At 49.0% G+C, this 16,297-nt stretch carries 14 protein-coding genes and 1 tRNA gene; 5 read left to right on the top strand and 10 right to left on the bottom strand.

The features are described from left to right. Positions 1–6 precede the first annotated feature (6 nt). Positions 7–411 carry a hypothetical protein gene (locus tag AM590_RS20355; protein WP_157575421.1) on the top strand — a complete coding sequence of 135 codons (405 nt, stop codon included), beginning with the start codon at positions 7–9 and terminating at the stop codon, positions 409–411. On the opposite strand, the gene AM590_RS04060 is transcribed toward AM590_RS20355, so the two are convergent. The 7 genes from AM590_RS04060 to AM590_RS04085 form a co-directional block, all read right to left on the bottom strand. Further along, on the bottom strand, positions 378–707 hold the full coding sequence (locus AM590_RS04060) for a HalOD1 output domain-containing protein (RefSeq protein ID WP_058826349.1): 330 nt from the start codon (positions 705–707) through the stop codon (positions 378–380). The two genes, AM590_RS20355 and AM590_RS04060, sit on opposite strands and share 34 nt — an antisense overlap. A 35-nt stretch (positions 708–742) precedes the next feature. Continuing rightward, the gene (locus AM590_RS04065) at positions 743–1,219 is read right to left on the bottom strand and encodes a hypothetical protein (protein ID WP_157575423.1); all 477 of its coding nucleotides are present in this window, start codon (positions 1,217–1,219) and stop codon (positions 743–745) included. Positions 1,220–1,263: 44 nt separating this feature from the next. Further along, entirely contained in the window at positions 1,264–2,037 is a 774-nt protein-coding gene (locus tag AM590_RS04070) for a hypothetical protein (RefSeq protein WP_058826351.1), read from the bottom strand. Positions 2,038–2,223: 186 nt separating this feature from the next. Beyond that, positions 2,224–2,997, bottom strand: coding sequence for a hypothetical protein (locus AM590_RS04075; RefSeq protein ID WP_172795752.1), 774 nt, complete (start codon positions 2,995–2,997; stop codon positions 2,224–2,226). A 90-nt stretch (positions 2,998–3,087) separates the two neighbouring features. Continuing rightward, entirely contained in the window at positions 3,088–3,987 is a 900-nt protein-coding gene (locus AM590_RS19740) for a winged helix-turn-helix transcriptional regulator (protein WP_082677659.1), read from the bottom strand. Between the two features lie 540 nt (positions 3,988–4,527). Further along, positions 4,528–4,599: transfer RNA gene (locus AM590_RS04080), tRNA-Tyr, on the bottom strand. Positions 4,600–5,274: 675 nt separating this feature from the next. Further along, positions 5,275–6,402 (bottom strand): site-specific integrase, encoded by a 1,128-nt coding sequence (locus AM590_RS04085; protein WP_058826353.1) that lies wholly within the window; start codon positions 6,400–6,402, stop codon positions 5,275–5,277. A 237-nt stretch (positions 6,403–6,639) separates the two neighbouring features. On the opposite strand from AM590_RS04085, the gene AM590_RS04090 reads away from it, so the two are divergent. The 4 genes from AM590_RS04090 to AM590_RS04105 are packed head-to-tail and all read left to right on the top strand — an operon-like array spanning position 6,640 to position 9,732. Then, the gene (locus tag AM590_RS04090; protein ID WP_058826354.1) at positions 6,640–6,927 is read left to right on the top strand and encodes a hypothetical protein; all 288 of its coding nucleotides are present in this window, start codon (positions 6,640–6,642) and stop codon (positions 6,925–6,927) included. A gap of 39 nt (positions 6,928–6,966) precedes the next feature. After that, positions 6,967–8,844, top strand: a complete 1,878-nt coding sequence (locus AM590_RS04095) for a hypothetical protein (protein WP_058826355.1) — start codon at positions 6,967–6,969, stop codon at positions 8,842–8,844. Continuing rightward, complete coding sequence (locus AM590_RS04100; protein ID WP_058826356.1) at positions 8,841–9,113, top strand: hypothetical protein; 273 nt, start codon at positions 8,841–8,843, stop codon at positions 9,111–9,113. The genes AM590_RS04095 and AM590_RS04100 overlap by 4 nt, the downstream gene beginning before the upstream one ends. 28 nt (positions 9,114–9,141) lie before the next feature. Further along, positions 9,142–9,732, top strand: a complete 591-nt coding sequence (locus tag AM590_RS04105; protein WP_216635668.1) for a hypothetical protein — start codon at positions 9,142–9,144, stop codon at positions 9,730–9,732. 60 nt (positions 9,733–9,792) lie between these two features. Here AM590_RS04105 and AM590_RS04110 read toward each other — a convergent pair whose 3' ends face one another. The 3 genes from AM590_RS04110 to AM590_RS20365 all read right to left on the bottom strand — a co-directional run bounded on the left by AM590_RS04110 (position 9,793) and on the right by AM590_RS20365 (position 16,167). Further along, on the bottom strand, positions 9,793–10,656 hold the full coding sequence (locus tag AM590_RS04110) for a hypothetical protein (RefSeq protein ID WP_157575425.1): 864 nt from the start codon (positions 10,654–10,656) through the stop codon (positions 9,793–9,795). A gap of 6 nt (positions 10,657–10,662) precedes the next feature. Then, a complete protein-coding gene (locus AM590_RS20360; protein ID WP_157575426.1) occupies positions 10,663–14,544 on the bottom strand; it encodes a hypothetical protein in 3,882 nt (1,293 codons plus the stop codon). 69 nt (positions 14,545–14,613) lie between these two features. Next, positions 14,614–16,167: a hypothetical protein gene (locus tag AM590_RS20365; RefSeq protein WP_157575427.1), complete on the bottom strand. Its 1,554-nt coding sequence runs from the start codon at positions 16,165–16,167 to the stop codon at positions 14,614–14,616. Between the last annotated feature and the right edge of the window lie 130 nt (positions 16,168–16,297).

Below are 16,297 nucleotides of genomic sequence, written 5' to 3' on the forward strand. Positions count from 1 at the left end.
GAATTATTGGTTAGAAAGAGGCAGAGATACCTTATCGAATACGTCGAGAAGAACGGAACCGACTATAGAATCACTGAGCACGTCAAGCTCCGGTGGACAATGCGAATACAACCTTCTAAAGACCTGAAGCAGAAGCATATCGAGAACACTACTCGGGTCAATCTTCCTGATGGCTACAACCGAGGGCTCTGGAACCAGGAAAGAGAAGCTGTCTTTCTCGTCTCAAAGGACGGTACCGTAACCACCGTCATCCCAGAAGAAGATATCCCGGAAGATCACACCGGTCTCAGCGAGGACATGGGCCGATGCAGGAACTGCGAGGCCTTGATCATGGAAGAATGCCAGTTAGACAGCTGTCGTTGGTGCGGAGAATCAGACTACGAAGAACCAGTGACCTCGCTCAACGGTTGAAGCCGGATCTCCTCTACTCTGTAATCCACGTCCACCTGGAAACCTTCATAATGGAACCGGACAAGGCCTTCCCTCTGCCCTGTCGCATCCGAATCCTCAAACAATGCCTCCAAAGACCGTGGATCAACAGCTTGATCCAAAGTCTCCAGCTCTAAGGGGTCCTCGTCCTTGATCGTAGCCACGGTTTCGATGACGGCTATGCTCACCTTCTCCCCTTCTTGGTGAAAACTGGAACGATACTCTCCTTCCTCTGGATAGAACTCTACGGTCCTATCAAGATCACAGCTGCCAGACATCCAGATAGGTGAACAGGTAACGCTTGGAGACCTAATTATTCTCCGTCTTCCGAACCATACGTTCCTACTGGTTCATTGAGTGATGCTGCGACCAGTTCGTTGTCCTCGTCCCACTCAGCAGCGTACCGAGTCGTAACTTCAGGGACGAGATCGAATCTTCGAAGGAAAGCCGAGGGGGTTACACTGCCGCCTCCCTCCGACCTGCTGATAGTATACGAGTGCTCCGTTCCTTCCTCCACAGGCTCCAACCCGATCCTGTCGTTATCCTCATCGAAGTGCAGGACCACGGCATCACTGTCCTCGAACCACTCGCTCATAGCGGCCTTGCTGATACCGATGGATCCAGACTTCCTGAGCGAGATCCTGGGCTGACTGCTTGCTTCCATCGAACCCGTATCCTCGAAGCGTTCAAATCCCATATTCAGATAGAAACTAGAACTGGGGCTTACAAAGAATCTACCGGGAACCGCAGATCCGTCTGAAGAAAAATATACAAGGGAAAATAGATCCATGTTTCCAACCAGACAGGGGTAGGGTATGGAAGGAAGATACCGGGTTAGTCCCGTGCCACTACCTGCTTAACCTTCTCCTTGACCGAATCCATCTGATTCCCTGCCCCAGGCGAGACAGTACTGGATCCCTGGAAAGAGAAACTGGAATTGATCTTTTTCGCCTCCGACTTACTACCATCTCTATCGTAGAACTTGACCGCAGAATTAACAAATTGTTCTAAGCTATCGAAGTGCCGGTTCACCTTCTTCGAGTGCTTGAACATCGACTTCAATACGTCCGGATCTGTAGGTGGGTACGCACAGTTCTGCAGTTGGATCTCGTTCGCAACCTTCTCGATATACCCTGGTTCGATCCTTTCCTGAAAATCCTCGTAGTCGCTGAGATCCAGGTCCTGGGCCTTGGTCCAGATGATATGCTTGAGAAGATCCCGGTCGTTGCGGGCCTCCATCCTGTTCTCGAGGATTCCACGAACCAATTTGTGGGTGTTCTTGTAGCTGTGTTCGATGCCCATGATCTTGATATCGTATTTCCCACAGCTGTCAGCGTCGACGTACTCAAGTCCTCTCTTGGAGGGACTGGCAGGGTTCGGCCTGGAAACAGGTGTCAACGGGTCAAACCGGATGTAGTCTTCCTCGATCTCGATGATCGTGGATTCAGCTATGACTCGCTGTCCTGTGGAGAACAAGATCTTCTTCCCCGCCTTCGTCTTCTCAGGTTTCCCATCGAGGTCTCTGTAGTAGCAGAAACGCCCGTCGAAATTCGGGGACAGTTTGCTTTTGATATCTTCCCGGGTTTCCTGTACGAGCACATCCTTCACTGCGTCATCACTTCATGGAAGGCCTCTTTGAGCTCGGCCAAGGAAACCCGGCGGGAGTGATCTCTGTTCACACCGGATGCAGTTTCTTCCATAACTTCAAAACGCACCTTTGCCGGCGTCTGTACAGATTTTAGCGTTTGCTATCTTTTCTAAATCCTTAACGTAGAACGAGATTCTTTGTCCACCTTAGAATTGGTTTACCGAGGGCTGTTTTTCTTCTTTTTCCCTATCCTCGTTCTGTTGGTCGACGTCGTCCGAGCTCTCCTCCTGTTGGCTGTCTTCCTGATCCTCCAGGTACTCTTCTTCATCGATGCCAGGCGGGAAGAGATACTCCTGTCCATCCTCGCTGACCCAGACACCGTCCTCGTTCTTCTTGTACTCGACGCCGTCCATCGTCATTGTCTCCCGGTCCTCAGAATCCTCTTCTGAATCGTCTACAGCGTCTTCGGAATCGGTACCGGAGTCCTCGTCTTCACTGCCGTACAGCAATTCGCCGGGTTCCGGAGAATCCTCATCGTCCTCTTCGTCATCGACCTCATTCTCGTCCTGCTGTTCCTCGACCTCCTCGGAGTCTTCATCTCCCTCAGAGCCCTCGATATCCTGTCGATCCAAATGCTTCTCTGCAATCTTCACAGGAGTCGCCTTCTTAGAACTGTAGTCATCAAGCAATTCCTCGATATACTCCTGACTACGGCTCACATCTTTTTTCTCCAGGAGATCCGGATCATCGTCCTCAGGATCCTCCAAGAGTTCCGTGATGCGTGGTTTGACCAAGTTCGGGCCTTCAAACTGCGCCAATTCATTGCCTTGCTCGACGGCGAGAAAAGCGTGGACCTCCTTCGGAGTCGGCCAATACCCCTTCTCATCATAGAAATTCCGCACCGCCATGAACGCCAGTTCCTGTCTCTCCGAGATCTTGCCTTCCTCCTTCAACTCGTAGTAAGCATTGATACTCGTCATCTGAACACTCACTGAGGACTCTCACCTCCATTCAGGTAGTCTAAGGTTTTCCGTAGGCTTTCTCGAATCTTCTTTTCGTTGCGTAGAAAATCAACCAATTACAGATTCACCCTTCAGATAGAATTTTTTCTTCTTGACTCTATTATCATCAAACTCAATCCTGATATTTCCTTTTTCCGCCAATATTTTACAGTACTTCCTAATTGTCCGATCGCTATATCCGGAGAATCTCGCTAATTTTGCCTGATGTATCCCAGGATTATCTCTAATGACTTTTAGGAGCTGTTCTTGGAGTTCTTTGGGCGTGTGGTCAACCCGATATTTTTCTTGAGGCTCAATTCCTCTCGATTTTCGCGTGTTCCACTTATATTCGAAGCCTGGCGGAGGTTCTCCCATATATTCCAACAGTTCCTCTGTCTGATCCGCAGAAAAGCGGAATCCATTTTCTGCCTCAGTGAATTTTATCCCTGCCTTTTCAAATAACTCTCTAATTAAATCTATCTGGTTTTTTTGATCGAAGTTGGAAATTCGGGCTCTGCTTCTTGTTCCAGTGTAACGTGTATCTTCAGTAAGGTCTCCGTCACAAACGTACCACATCTTAGTTATAAGAGGACTCAACTCCAGAGACTCCGGGAATCTTTTTTCTCCGGAGCTGTACCAGTTGAGAAGCTGCTCTAACTGGGGATGACAAACTGTCGTTAAGATGTAGACTGTACCATTAGTCGGGTGAGGATCTGAATATTCTTTTACACCATTTGATAGAAGACCGAGTTCGGTGCCAACCCAATTCAAAAAGGTAGAGTTGATCATTTTCACAGTGAACTGAGGATTCCCATTTTCAGATTTCCGTCTTACATGGCCATCTCCAAGCAAGATGCCTCGAAGAATATCTAACTGTCTTTCTGAGAACTGTGGATAACTGCAGTCTCCATCACGCCAGTGTCTCCCGATATTTACAAACTGTTCGTTGCATTCAGGGCATGTTTTCAACTCTCGGCATCACGCTGTGAGGGAGAGAGTGGTCTTTCGACCTATTTTTTCGTCTTCGATTTTGCGGATTTCTGGGAGCCGTCGAAGCAGCTCCTTACGGTCTAGATCTGGTAGTTCGTCAGTCAATTACGGTTTCACCTTCTGGAACGTCGTCGTAAAGTCCGAGGACAGAACAGAGATAGAACAGGCCAATCGTCCATGCGAGCAGGACGCCAGGAAGCAGTGAGTTAGCCAGTTGTCCAAGGCCAAGGCTCTGAATCAACGAGTTTAGCGCTAAGCCTTGAAGAATTACTACTGTCAGTACTGCCAGTGCTGCTCGTGTTGTCGGCGGCATAGATTCTAAGTTCTGCACCTCATGCGATGCCGTCGACTGGAATCGAACCAGCGGGTGTCAAAGGCCTTCGACAACCTTTGTGGATGTATGCCAGCGTCTCCCACGACGGCTTGGAAAGGTACAGCCGGACTATAGGCCGGTGAAGGCTATGTCAGGCCTTGGACCATCGTTTCCTGAGGGTCTAAGACCAGTATCCGGCTGCGGAATCGCCTCTCCCCGATTTGAACAGGGGACTCACCGCTCTACAGGCGGTAGCTCTACCACTGAGCTAAGAGGCGGGGATAGTATATCCCCAGTCCTTCAGGGAGGAGATCAGTAAGTGTCTGCCCACACCCGGCCCCGATTAGAGGCCAAGGTGTCTACGCACACCGGTTCTCGGCAATCTTCAAGGCGATCTGCCTCGTGCGAGCTGATTTTCCTTTGAACAACTGGGGGAAACGGAGGTCAGGCAGGAAGTGATCCTGCTTACAGCCATCAGGTTTTCGCTACTTTAGGGCTCTGCCTCCAGGCCACAGTTCTCTCAAAAGGCCTAGTGTTTTGGTTTGAGCTCTCTGGGATCTAAGCAGAGAGAGGTGAATGGAATACGGCCAGCTGCGGCACCTTCCAGGTTACCCTGAATCGTGCAACTGTACCAGTTTCCAAAGGCCTTGAGAGAAGGCCAAGAAAGACATCTCAGGTATCCACGTCACCGAGATCCTCCGCTCACGACTCCGTGCAGTGAACCAAATAAGGGGGGAGGGAATGGTTTTTCTCCACTACACAGATCGATGGAGGAGAGGACTCGGTATGCAGGATACCGTCGAAAAATTTGTTGTCTCAGGGTTTTGCTCCCGGGTCATCGACCCAAAAAAGGTCTCTGGGAGTCTCCGAAATCCCTTCTAACAGTAGTTTTAAATCACTCATTTTTATACCTTATCCAGAACTTCCTCAATCCTCTACCGATCGGGACAATCCTACCTTTGCGCTTGCTCTGACTCAGTAGTGATGACTTCCAAGAGATCGATATCGTTGTCGTCACAGTACTGCTCCAGTGACGTAGGCTGCTTTTTCAGGTTGACTTCTTTGTAGTCATTCGTGGTCTTGCTGTCCTCGTGTCCGGACCTGTCCTGCACCTCAGAAAGAGGTCTTCCCTCCGCTTTGAGAAGGTCGGTTATCCTCGTGTGACGGAAGCTGTGCAGAGTACGTGGTTCCATACCGATCTCCCCAGCCAAGCCGTACACTTTCCCGTTGACTTCCTTCCCCAGCTGGTAGTTCTCATCGCTATTATTCCGGTCAGGGAAGTACACGGATTCCCACTCTTCATCAGTCTCCGGATCAACCCAGTTCCCGATCGGGACATCCTCGAGTATCCTCGGAACTAAACCAGTGTACAGCGCCTTCTTGTGAGCCTTCTTTGACTTGGTACGGTTTTTCTCAATCTGGTATGCCCCATGCTCATCATTGTAATCAGGGAGACGATGCTCTGGTTTCAACCGTTTCACCTCTCCCCACCGTGCCCCAAGCAGGTACAATGTCGCCCAGAACTTTGCCCGGATAGGAGGGGCCTTCCTCAACAGCTCTACCAGGTCCTCCTTGTAAATGTAATGGTACTCAACATCAGGACCCTCATCCTGGTCGTTGCTTCCCTCGGATTCTATGAGCTCCAGGATCTCGTTTTTCTTCTTCTTGAACAGGGAAATGGCTCGAGTCCTGGTGGTGAGCTGTTTATCGAAGTACTGCTCCAACTCATCTAGATCTGCTTCTTCCTCGATGAACTCTCTACGACGTTGGAACTGGAACTTGATGTACTGTCTAAGGTGTGTTCTCTCGCTTCCTGACTCGGTGTAGGTGGAGATCAGGCCGTCTATGTCGTAGTCGGGCTCGGTCAGTATGTCGAAGTGGGGGTGCTTCCGTATATTGTTCCAGTAGGTTTTGAAGGTGCTTATTGAGTTATCTTTCTCATCTTCGGATACGATCCAGTTTCTGAAGTCCTCTTCCTCCTCCTCTACTTCTGATATCAGGGGTCTGACCTCATCTGGTTTGAGGGCGTTTTTTCTCGCTTTCTCTTTTTCCTCTGAGTAGTCTACTATGTTTGGTTCCATAGTGGTGTTTGGCCTGTGGGTACTTTTATCCCTTTTCCAGATAATGCTATGTTATCTGTAAAACACTCTATTTCTAAACCCGATTTTCTGTTTTTTTCTGTAGCTAGATTTTGAGCGCTGAATTTTTGGAATTATTTTTCTTGGCTTTTCGGCTGAAAGATTGTTTCGGCCGAAAGGTTATGATGGTCAGTCTTTCCCCCGAAAACCTATAAAAAGCAGACTTCCCCACAACTATACATGTCCAAATACGAAGACTTCGCCGATCACAAGATGAAGCAACTGAAGAGGGACGTGGACCACGAACTTGAACACGGCGACGGAGAAGTAACCAGCTACAGATTAGCCTACAACGTTCTAAACCCAGAAGACTACCCGTGGAGCGAAGGAACCTTGGAAAAAGCCTTGACAGCTCTTAGAGAGAAATGGAAAGACGAGGGGAAGATCAGAATAATAGAAGAAGACAGTGGGATTGCAGAGAAGCAAAAATGGGAGAAGACAGAAGACTTCGAGATCGAGGATGACTGAAGATACTATGCTACTCAAATTCAGGGTGTAAACTTAGTTTTGGAAGACGACGACAATGATTCACAAGTTAAGCAGGCCGTCGACGATGAGGAGGCGGCTGAACAACCTTCTATCAAAATCAACGCACAAGGCCTTGAAGCAGATATCAGGGTACGGGAACAGGAGGACCTGGATACAGTTCTTGCGAACCTCGAGTTCTTAGCCCGGAGAAACGGTTTCGACACCGACCTTCTAGGCAACCGATCGGTACAGGAGCAGGAAGATGGCCGGGTTGAGCAACTAAACGACGTAGTTACCACTGTGGCAGAAAACGTCCAGGAGCTCGACGAGAGAGTTGACCGGGTCGAGGACGAACTTGGCGGAGGTGAAGACAGTCAGCTCGCAGAAGTCATCGACCGGATCCAGGAACTCGAGGACTCAGTCCAGCAGTTACCGGAAGATGTCTCCCGTCACCTCGGAGAGCTCCGAGAGGAGGTGAAGGCCTTAGAAGAGTACATTGACGACGTCGAGGAGTACGCTACTTCTGTCGACGACGAATTAGAATCCTTGAGGCAGAAAACCTCGGCCAGAGAAGAGGAGCAGGAATCTTCGGAAACAGTAGAAAGTGAGGACGTCGACGAAGAAACCACTACAGAGGAAACGGGAGAAGGCCGATTTACTGAAGAGGAGATCGTGGAGATCTCTCGGAAGGAACGGGCTGAAGAGATCAAACCAGTCATCCGGGAAAAACAGCCTGTCGACTTTGAGGGTATCTGCAACGAAATTCTCGGCTACAAACCAGACTGGGACAACGATGCCTACAAAGCGATTCACAATGCCATTCAAACCTTCCGAGGTGATTTAGTTACAGAGAAAGATGGCCGCAGTTCACTGTACGCCTTCTCCGAAGAGGCGTTTGAGGACTCACCCGAGCAAGAAGACAGAGAAGGAACGGAGGACAGCTCGGAGCCTGAAGACGACGTCGACGAGGAAGACGAAGAAGAGGGAGAAGGTGAGGGTGAAGGACTTCTACGGTCTGTCTCCGCTTTCAACCGGCTCAGCAAGGCACAGAGAGAAAATGAAATCAAACAAGTCATCAAGGAGTACGAACCGATCGGGACTTCCGAGATCTGCGAGAAACTGTTCGGATACGAGGCCAAATCAGGGACAGATGCCTACGTAGCCGTCCAGAACGCGATGCAGGACTTCAGGAATGAACTGGAGAAAGAGAAAGACGGCCGCAGCACGAAATACAGCTTCCCAGAAGGCCAAGAGACAGAAGATCAGGACACCTCAATCAGTAATGAACCTGAATCGGAGACCGTGAACGGATCTAAGGAAAACGACAGCCCTGAAACACAGGTTCCAGAAGAACCAGAACCATCAGAACCAGTAGAAAGCAGCGACAGTGATCGACCGGATTTTAGCGACAAAGGCGGACGGTACAGCCTTGAAGAACTACGGGACGACGAGGATCTCAGCGTAGAGGCCGAGGTCCTGAAAGTGTTCCAAGAGTACCGGAAGGACTGTGGTGAGATTTCGATACCTGAGGCAACACAGGTACTGTTCGGATTTGAGGCCTCAGAGGATGATGAAGAGTACCAGGCTGTATGGAATCATCTGGAGACGTATTCGAGGAAAGACGGGGATCGAGTCGAGAGAATCGAGAAGAAAGACGAAAAAGACCGATTCAAAATATTCGGCCCGTTCAAATTCTGCAACCTGTACTACGATACCCATCACGACGTGATCTGCACAGAATGCCCGCTGGAAGAAGCAGTGTACACAGCAAGGAAGGCCAAGAAACATCATATCAACACAAGAAACGATGGGATGAAAGAGCATCACAACTCCTTCATCTCCGCGCAGATCCCTGACAACTTCCAAAACGGGGAAACCGTACACACCATCATCGAACGCGAGTGTGGTAATCAGTGAGGAAGCTTCTCGGCCACGTATCCCGTTTTCTTCTGGGTACGGCTGTAAGCTTTCTCACAGTCAACATTCTTATCGGTGCAGTTCACGGCTTTCTCTTCCCCGACTTCTTCCACGTAGGTCTCTTGCTCAGGCAGGACGTACTGAAATTCACAGTCCCGCTCTCAGCAGCATTCTACTTGTCGGTCAAACTGCTTGACCCCATATTCGAAGACTCTGAAAACCCGATCAGGAAAGAGTTCGACGAGGTGATGCCGGATTTTGGACACTGAAACACCTGACAACGACCGCAGTGACCTGTTGAAGAAGGTCTACGAAATCGGTCACGGCATGGACCTCAGCGAACGAACTCTCGACAAAGCCGTTGACCTCGTAGAAAGTTACCGAGACCAGTTCAAGGTCTACGAGCAGTATCTGCCCGCAGCTGCCGTCCACGTTGCCTCACGTCTCAACGACGAGCCGAGGACTCAGAAAATGATCGTCGCCTACCTCGAAGCCCAGGATAACCTGTTCACCGCTGACAAGGATGAGGATATCGGCCGGTACGTGAGGGAGGATGTGAAGAAACTGAGGAAGCAGGAAGGCATCGATCTTTCCCTCGTCCGCAGCACCGAGTACCTGGATTACATTGTTTCCCAATTGGAGCATGTCGCGGCCAGTGATGACTTGGTTGGAACTGCTGAGAAGTACTGTGAAGCTGTCGAGGAGTACGATGGATTGTCCAGGAGCAAGGTAGCGATCGCCGGGTCCTGTCTCAAGGCAGCGGTCGAGGAAACAGGTGGAGACCACTCAATTACCACAGCCCAACTGGCACGGGTCACCGGTATGAACCCGAAGACCTTCGAGAACAACCTGAAACACTTCCGCGAAAACGACATCCTCCCTCAGTAGAACTCCTCATTTTTCTCCTTCTTTCTAACCTGCCAACGTACCCTTTCTCAGAGATATAAATCAGGAGAAGGCCTGAACCATAGTATAGGCCTTGTCAGCTACGTACACCAAAGCGAATACCGCCATAATCGAATCCAGGAGGATGACAAGGTAAGATACGTAGATCAACGGCTCTGGTGCCTGAAGAATCGTAGTATACCAATTCACCAAGCCTCCGAACTGGGAAATATTGATGCCTCTATGCACACCGTAGAACAGGCCGAACGTGATAGGTACGTACCGGGCTAACGGCAGTTCGGCACCAAGATCTGTTCCGAACAGGTACAACCCCATTACGAACATGACCGAGGCTGCGAAGACCCAGAAACCTGCAGTTGCTACTCCGTGCAGGGACGCAAACAAGACAGCAAACGGAGATACTCCCAAAACCACCGACAACAAAATACTCTCTGTCTTCTGATACAGGATCATCACTAACGAGGCTGAAGCACCGAGCAAAGCCAGGTTCTCACCGCCAGGTGCCCACACCCCGTTGACAATACCCTTTACAGAAGGTTGCTGACTGGACAACGCTGAGAAGGCATAGCCCTCAGTCGGCGGAGCAAAAGCATTCAAACGGACATTCGCCACTAGATTAGAGATGTTGAACGCCAGCATACCTGCCCAGACAGCGAAAGACGCCTCCGCCGTTGTCGACGAGCTTCTGAAGAATGATCCGGCACCCAGCTCCACGAACAGGACCCCGGTCATCCCCATCAAAGCAAAGATAACACCAAGGACAACAAGATCGATATTACCGTTCTGAGTGCCGTAGACGGCAAACATTAGACTGGAGAAAATCAGGACTCCAAGGATTCCGAAGATATTGACGAAATCCAGTTCGCTGTTATTTCCTGGTATGAGTACGCTTGTAACTGCTCCCATCTTGTCTTATATCACCCTTCCACGGTACTTGCTGACGCCTGCTACGAAGACGAACGCTCCAAAAATCACGGCGGAAGCCTCACCTGTCGGCAACGGAACGGAATACAACTCCCCACTGCACTGTCCTTCCTCCAAGTATCTCTGCACCTGTTCCAGTCGGGAAGCGTTTTCTCCGCCTTCTGGCAGACAGATCTCCTCTCGAGTCATAAGGGATGTCGCCGGGATATCCGGGACTAACTGCCGGACTCCTTTCACCCAGCGTGGTGTAGTGTCTACGGCCTGCACCGTCAAGTTTAGAGATCCTGCTTCACCGATTCCTGCACCGGTATCGAACCGGCAGGTGAACGTATCACCCAGGCCCTGATTCTGAAGCTCTGTTCTATTAGGAAGATTGACTTTTGCCATTAATATAACATCCGCCCCGCCAGCTCCGAGATCGTCTCTTGTCCCGGGGATTTTGAGTGAAGTGTTCTTACTGAATTTGTCTCCGACAAAGTTGCTCTGCACTCGGAAATGGCTGCACGCGGTCGTATCTCTTGTTTGAAGGGTTACAGAGTTGGCCTCTTTTTCATAGTTCCAGACCGTGAAGTAGATCTTCGAGGTTGAACCAGGAGCAACGGTGTAGTAATCCTGTGTCGTGAACTCAACAGAATAATTTGTCTGGTTCCCATCCGAAGGAGGCTGCCTTATAGGAGCAGGAGCACTTCCCGACGAATCGTCCTTGCCGATGGTATAGGTTAAAGAAGCTGTGTGACTGCCCTCATGTAGACTGCTGTTACCGAAATCATCCTCGACGGTGATGAAGACGGTACCATTCCCATCTCGCAAAGATATATTCCCTGATCTCCCATTCACGTACGCCTCTAAGCTACCTCCATCTCTATCAGAAAGCTTCTCGAGGTTCGACTCATCAATAGGTACTGTAATATTTGACTCTTCTGTCAAATTGCTGGAGACAGTGAACGAGATGTTGTTCCAAGCCTTCTCATAGTCTGTCTTATTCACCAAGTTGAAGGACTGAGTATCGATTCCTCCAGGACTGCATGAGAAACCTACTGTTCGATTCTCAGCCGCACCTGAACTAAGCGAGATACTTGTCTGATTCGATTGGATGCAGGAAGAAGGCGTATCCACGAATCCTGTCGTTGAAATCTGGGACCAAGTGAAGCCGAGCTGTTCTGAGATTTCAAGACCTCGAGTAGCTCCGTAGCTCTCTCCAATTGTTACTTGATCAGGGATACGAAGCGGGTACTGTTCCTCGTCGATCCAGTCGCCGTGGCTTTCTACAGTATGGCTTGCCGCGGATTCAGCATTCAGTGTCCCACTCCAGGTCTTACTGGAATCGAGTGTCCCCGGTATTTCCAGGGCAAGACTGTAATCTACTGAGTCTTCTCCCAGACTCTCCAGCTCGACGGTCTGGTTCAAGCACTGTTTTGTAAGCGAGCCACAGGAAGGATCCTGTCTATGCCCCGAATCAGTCTTCCTGATATCCAACTCTTGATTCTCAGAGAACAGACCGACATCATCCGATATCGACACGTTCGTCTTCAGTGGGAAGGAAAAGGCTGCCTTCAACGTCGTGTTAGTAAATGCTGAGGCGGAGGCGAGGCCTTGGTAGGATGCAAGATCTGATTCCCCGTCACTCGATAGACCGAGCTCTAACCGATTATCTGCCGTGCTTTCGTTGACCTTGATGGTAGTTGATTGGATGCTCGGCTTCGAGTTATCGATGTAGAAGCTGTCGCTGTTTCCGGAACTGAACGATATAACGTTGCCGTAGGCGTCCTCAGCTTCTAATACCGAAGCATTGTACCAAGTCTTAGTCTCGTTTATTTGAACTGGTTCACTGTACCAGAGCTCACCGGTTTCACCTGCATTCCCATTTAATACAGTGGAATTTCCTCTCTCTGCTTTAATCTGTACTTTCTCTACTGAGTCTCCCTCATCTGGATCTGTTATATCGATTTTTAGCCTTACAGCGGCCCCGTATTCCGGGTTTGAATCGTTCCAGGAGACACTGTTCAGGTTCGGCGGATAGTTACAAACAACACTGTTCTCATTGTAGTTTAGGTATGGGTATCCCCAATTACAGTACTCCTTTGTGATCCAGTATTTAGCACCACTCGAGTCAAAATCAAACCCGGTTAGATTACCCTGTGCGTCTGGATACGTCATCTGATCGGTTTGCAGGCCCTCAGTTCCACCGACATTCGAACTTCCGCCTACAGCGTTTGATTGTCCTGAGGTCTCAGTATTCCAGTACACTGAAGAAAAGCTAGCATCGTACATATGGCCAGCAATTCCTCCACTTCGATCTCCATCTCCGCCTGTGACGGTTACATTCGCTGTTGAGTAGCTTTCGGTAATTGAAGTCTTGTAGGATTGGCCGTCTAAAGTCTGTATGAACCCTACTAAACCTCCAGCATCATCTTCAGATATAACCTTGCCTCTTGAGTAACTTGTTGAGATATTTCCCTGTTCTAATCTCCCGACTAGACCACCAGCATAGAATGATTCTCCTGAGCTATATCCTTCTGCAGTTACTTTTGCATTTGAATAGCTGTTGAGCAACTCTGAATCGAACATATAACCGGCTATGCCACCTACATAATACTCTCCTTTTACAGATCCTCTGGAAGAGGATGTGTAGATAGTTATGGTTGTCTCTCCCGCTATGGCACCTACTTTGGACTTCCCTGTAACATTTATATTTCTCAATCGAATGGACTGTATCTCTGCTACTCCGCTCTGCTCCTGAGTTTCTATACTATTGAAAAGTCCCACACTGTCTTCACCTGGGCGGTTTATATGCAGATTTGAAATGATCTTATCTCCGCCGTCAAACAGTCCTGTAAACCCGCTACTATCTGTCCCTATCGGATTAAATCCCTTACCTCTGTTCCAATTTTTGGTTATTGAACAATCTATATTTCTTGATATAGCGTAGGACTGAGTTAGACTCCTTTCTATAGCTTGGAGATCATAGCAACTTTTCACGTAGTAATCAATTATAGCATTGTCTGAGGTATAGGTTTGCCAGCTTAATTTAGGATATGAGTACAGTGAGCTCCAGTTATTGCTGAAATCAAAGTTCATATTTGATTCTGAGCTGCTTCCCTGCATCTGAGAAGTAGTCAAGCCTGACCCACCACCGCTCCGAGATTGGTTTGTGGTATTGGTATCCCAATAGGAATCAGAGCTAGTGCCGCTACTATATCCTGTAGATCCTGCTAAACCGCCAACGTCATCGCTTCCAGAGACAAGGCCCGCAGCATAACTTGACGAAATAGATCCTTTGTTCTGGCCAACCAAACCACCGATATCATAGGTTCCGGAAACACGGGCTAGAGAGTAAGTTGACGAGATACTCCCTCCATTATCTCCGGAGATACCCCCTGCATAGTGATTAGTTGCGTGGACACGGCCTGTGGTGAAACTCGAGGAAATACTTCCACTGTTAGTACCTACTAAACCACCAGCGTAGTAACTTCCTGTAATATTCGCCTCTCTCAAGCCGACATTCCGAATCGTAGAAGAACTAGCTGTGTTACTGAATAGTCCGACTTCTTGTGTAGCCGGCCTATTAATGTATAACCCAATGACTTTGTAGCTGTTTCCATCGAAATTCCCCGAGAAAGCAGTATCTGATCCTATCGGGTTAAACCCCTTTCCGGAGTTCCATTCTCGAGTTCCCGAAGCATCAATATTAGCAGTAAGAACGTAATGGGCGCTGAGGTTGCTGCTCATGTTCTGCAACTGGTCGACGTTCGAGATCTGGTATGGATCGCTCGAGGTTCCCGATCCTCCAGCAAAGGCTGAGACTTGACCTACGAGTAGCAAAGTAGCTACACCTGTTGCTAAAAGAGCTCTCTGCTTCCTCGAAACCATATATAAAAAGTGGCTGATATGAATTAAAAAACCACGACATAGAAAGACGGTAGAATCTTTAACTCAGATTCAACCGAGAGAAGGTAGATTCTCGACAAAGCTATCTTCAACCCAGTTCTGAAGATCGAGTACGAAGACACGGAAGCTGGACCAAGGACTATCTCTCACGACGAGAGTAGCATCTGTGACACAGCGACCGCCGCTTAGAGTACCATTCACGTTTTCTGGACAGACTTTCTTAACTGAGGCCTGACTATAACATTGTCCGCCTTCGCCCATCGTTGATCCAGCTGGACACCTTTCTTTGACCTCAGGATTGAAGACGCAGACTCCCAGCTCCTTGTTGTAACGTCCTTTTTCGCACACGGCTTGAGCCGATGGCGTCACAACGCAGCTACCCGCTTCTGGACTCCAAACACCTGAGCTACAACGATGTACAACTGATGGAGTCACAACGCAGTCTCCAGTCGTCTTATTCAGAGTTCCTTCCTCACAGACCCGTGTGACGTCCACTGAATTGGCGTTGACGACCCAGAACATGGTGTAGGTCTGACCCTCAGGAACAGAGAAACTCTTGTCCTCGACGAGCTTCTGATACGGTGATGTGATACGATCAGTCTGCACTCCTGAAGCAGTTACGATGACCGGGTGCCTGCTGCAGAAGTACGAAGGATCCGGCGCTACATCGTTCCTATCGTAGGTTCCAGGGCTGAAGGTCTCCGTGACAATAGTATAATTCTGAGGTAGGAAACAGGTATCTCCACGAAGATGCAAGTCTTCCTCAATCACGCATTCTCCATCTTGGTACGTTGCTTCCTCGCCACAGAACCTGTAATCAACCTCGAAAGAAACAGGCTCTGTCTCGATATTCTCAAGGTTAAAATCAGGTGTTTTACTGCCTTTGTCACCCCATATCCGTTTCTTAGCTGCAGGGATGCTCGGGTTCTGAATTACGACTTTAGTTGATTTATTGACTTCCTTTTCAACCTTAAACTTTGACTCATCGTATTCTGAAAGCGTGTCTACAACAGTAAACTCGGTTGTTCCTTTCGGCAGCAGACCATCATTCAATAATTCCACTCTGTTCCCCGCTACATCAGCGTGGACACTGCCCACCTTCAGATCATGCCAGTTATTCTCGATAGTCAAATTATACTCAACCAGTCTCTCACCAGGACCGGTTTTCTCAACACTTACACTGCTCAGTTCAACGGTGAAGTCTTCATCAGGGACATCGATTCCGACGCTATAGTCAACAGTTACGTATGTCCCATCATCTCTGAACCATTCTCCTGAGGGACGAACATCTGAGATAACGATACCATCCTCTCTATACTGCTCGTACGAATCAAGTAAAATCTCTTCACCATCAAAAATCAGCCGGGCAACATCTTGCGTCTCAGGATCCTTAGCCCCTGTAATCTCCATATCAACGGTGTGGCCGTAGATTTCAGCCTCTTCATAATAATCATTGTAGGCAGTCCAGTCACTGTTCGCCTGCAAGTTGACCTTATTCTGCCCTGAAACAGTAGAAAGCGAAGAGATATCAAACGAACTGAGACCTCCAATTACAAGAACTACTACAGTTGCTACACCGATTATGCGTAAGTCGAAAAGATCCACTGCTACAAGAACAAATTATCGAATAGTATTGATAAAAGGTCAGGACGGCAGTAGTTCAGGACGGGTGCTGATCCCGACCTCGACCTCGGTAAAGTTGAAACCGGAATCCTCAGTTCCAGTGATCTCCCAG

Source organism: Haloferax sp. Q22 (assembly GCF_001482285.1).
GTDB lineage: Archaea > Halobacteriota > Halobacteria > Halobacteriales > Haloferacaceae > Haloferax.

What these genes read in the sequence shown, in the direction of transcription:
- AM590_RS04085 (WP_058826353.1), bottom strand. Translation starts at nt 6,402, where the DNA reads ATGGAACCAAACATAGTAGACTACTCAGAGGAAAAAGAGAAAGCGAGA.
- AM590_RS04065 (WP_157575423.1), bottom strand. Translation starts at nt 1,219, where the DNA reads ATGGATCTATTTTCCCTTGTATATTTTTCTTCAGACGGATCTGCGGTT.
- AM590_RS04090 (WP_058826354.1), top strand. Translation starts at nt 6,640, where the DNA reads ATGTCCAAATACGAAGACTTCGCCGATCACAAGATGAAGCAACTGAAG.
- AM590_RS04110 (WP_157575425.1), bottom strand. Translation starts at nt 10,656, where the DNA reads ATGGGAGCAGTTACAAGCGTACTCATACCAGGAAATAACAGCGAACTG.
- AM590_RS04060 (WP_058826349.1), bottom strand. Translation starts at nt 707, where the DNA reads ATGTCTGGCAGCTGTGATCTTGATAGGACCGTAGAGTTCTATCCAGAG.
- AM590_RS20360 (WP_157575426.1), bottom strand. Translation starts at nt 14,544, where the DNA reads ATGGTTTCGAGGAAGCAGAGAGCTCTTTTAGCAACAGGTGTAGCTACT.
- AM590_RS04075 (WP_172795752.1), bottom strand. Translation starts at nt 2,997, where the DNA reads ATGACGAGTATCAATGCTTACTACGAGTTGAAGGAGGAAGGCAAGATC.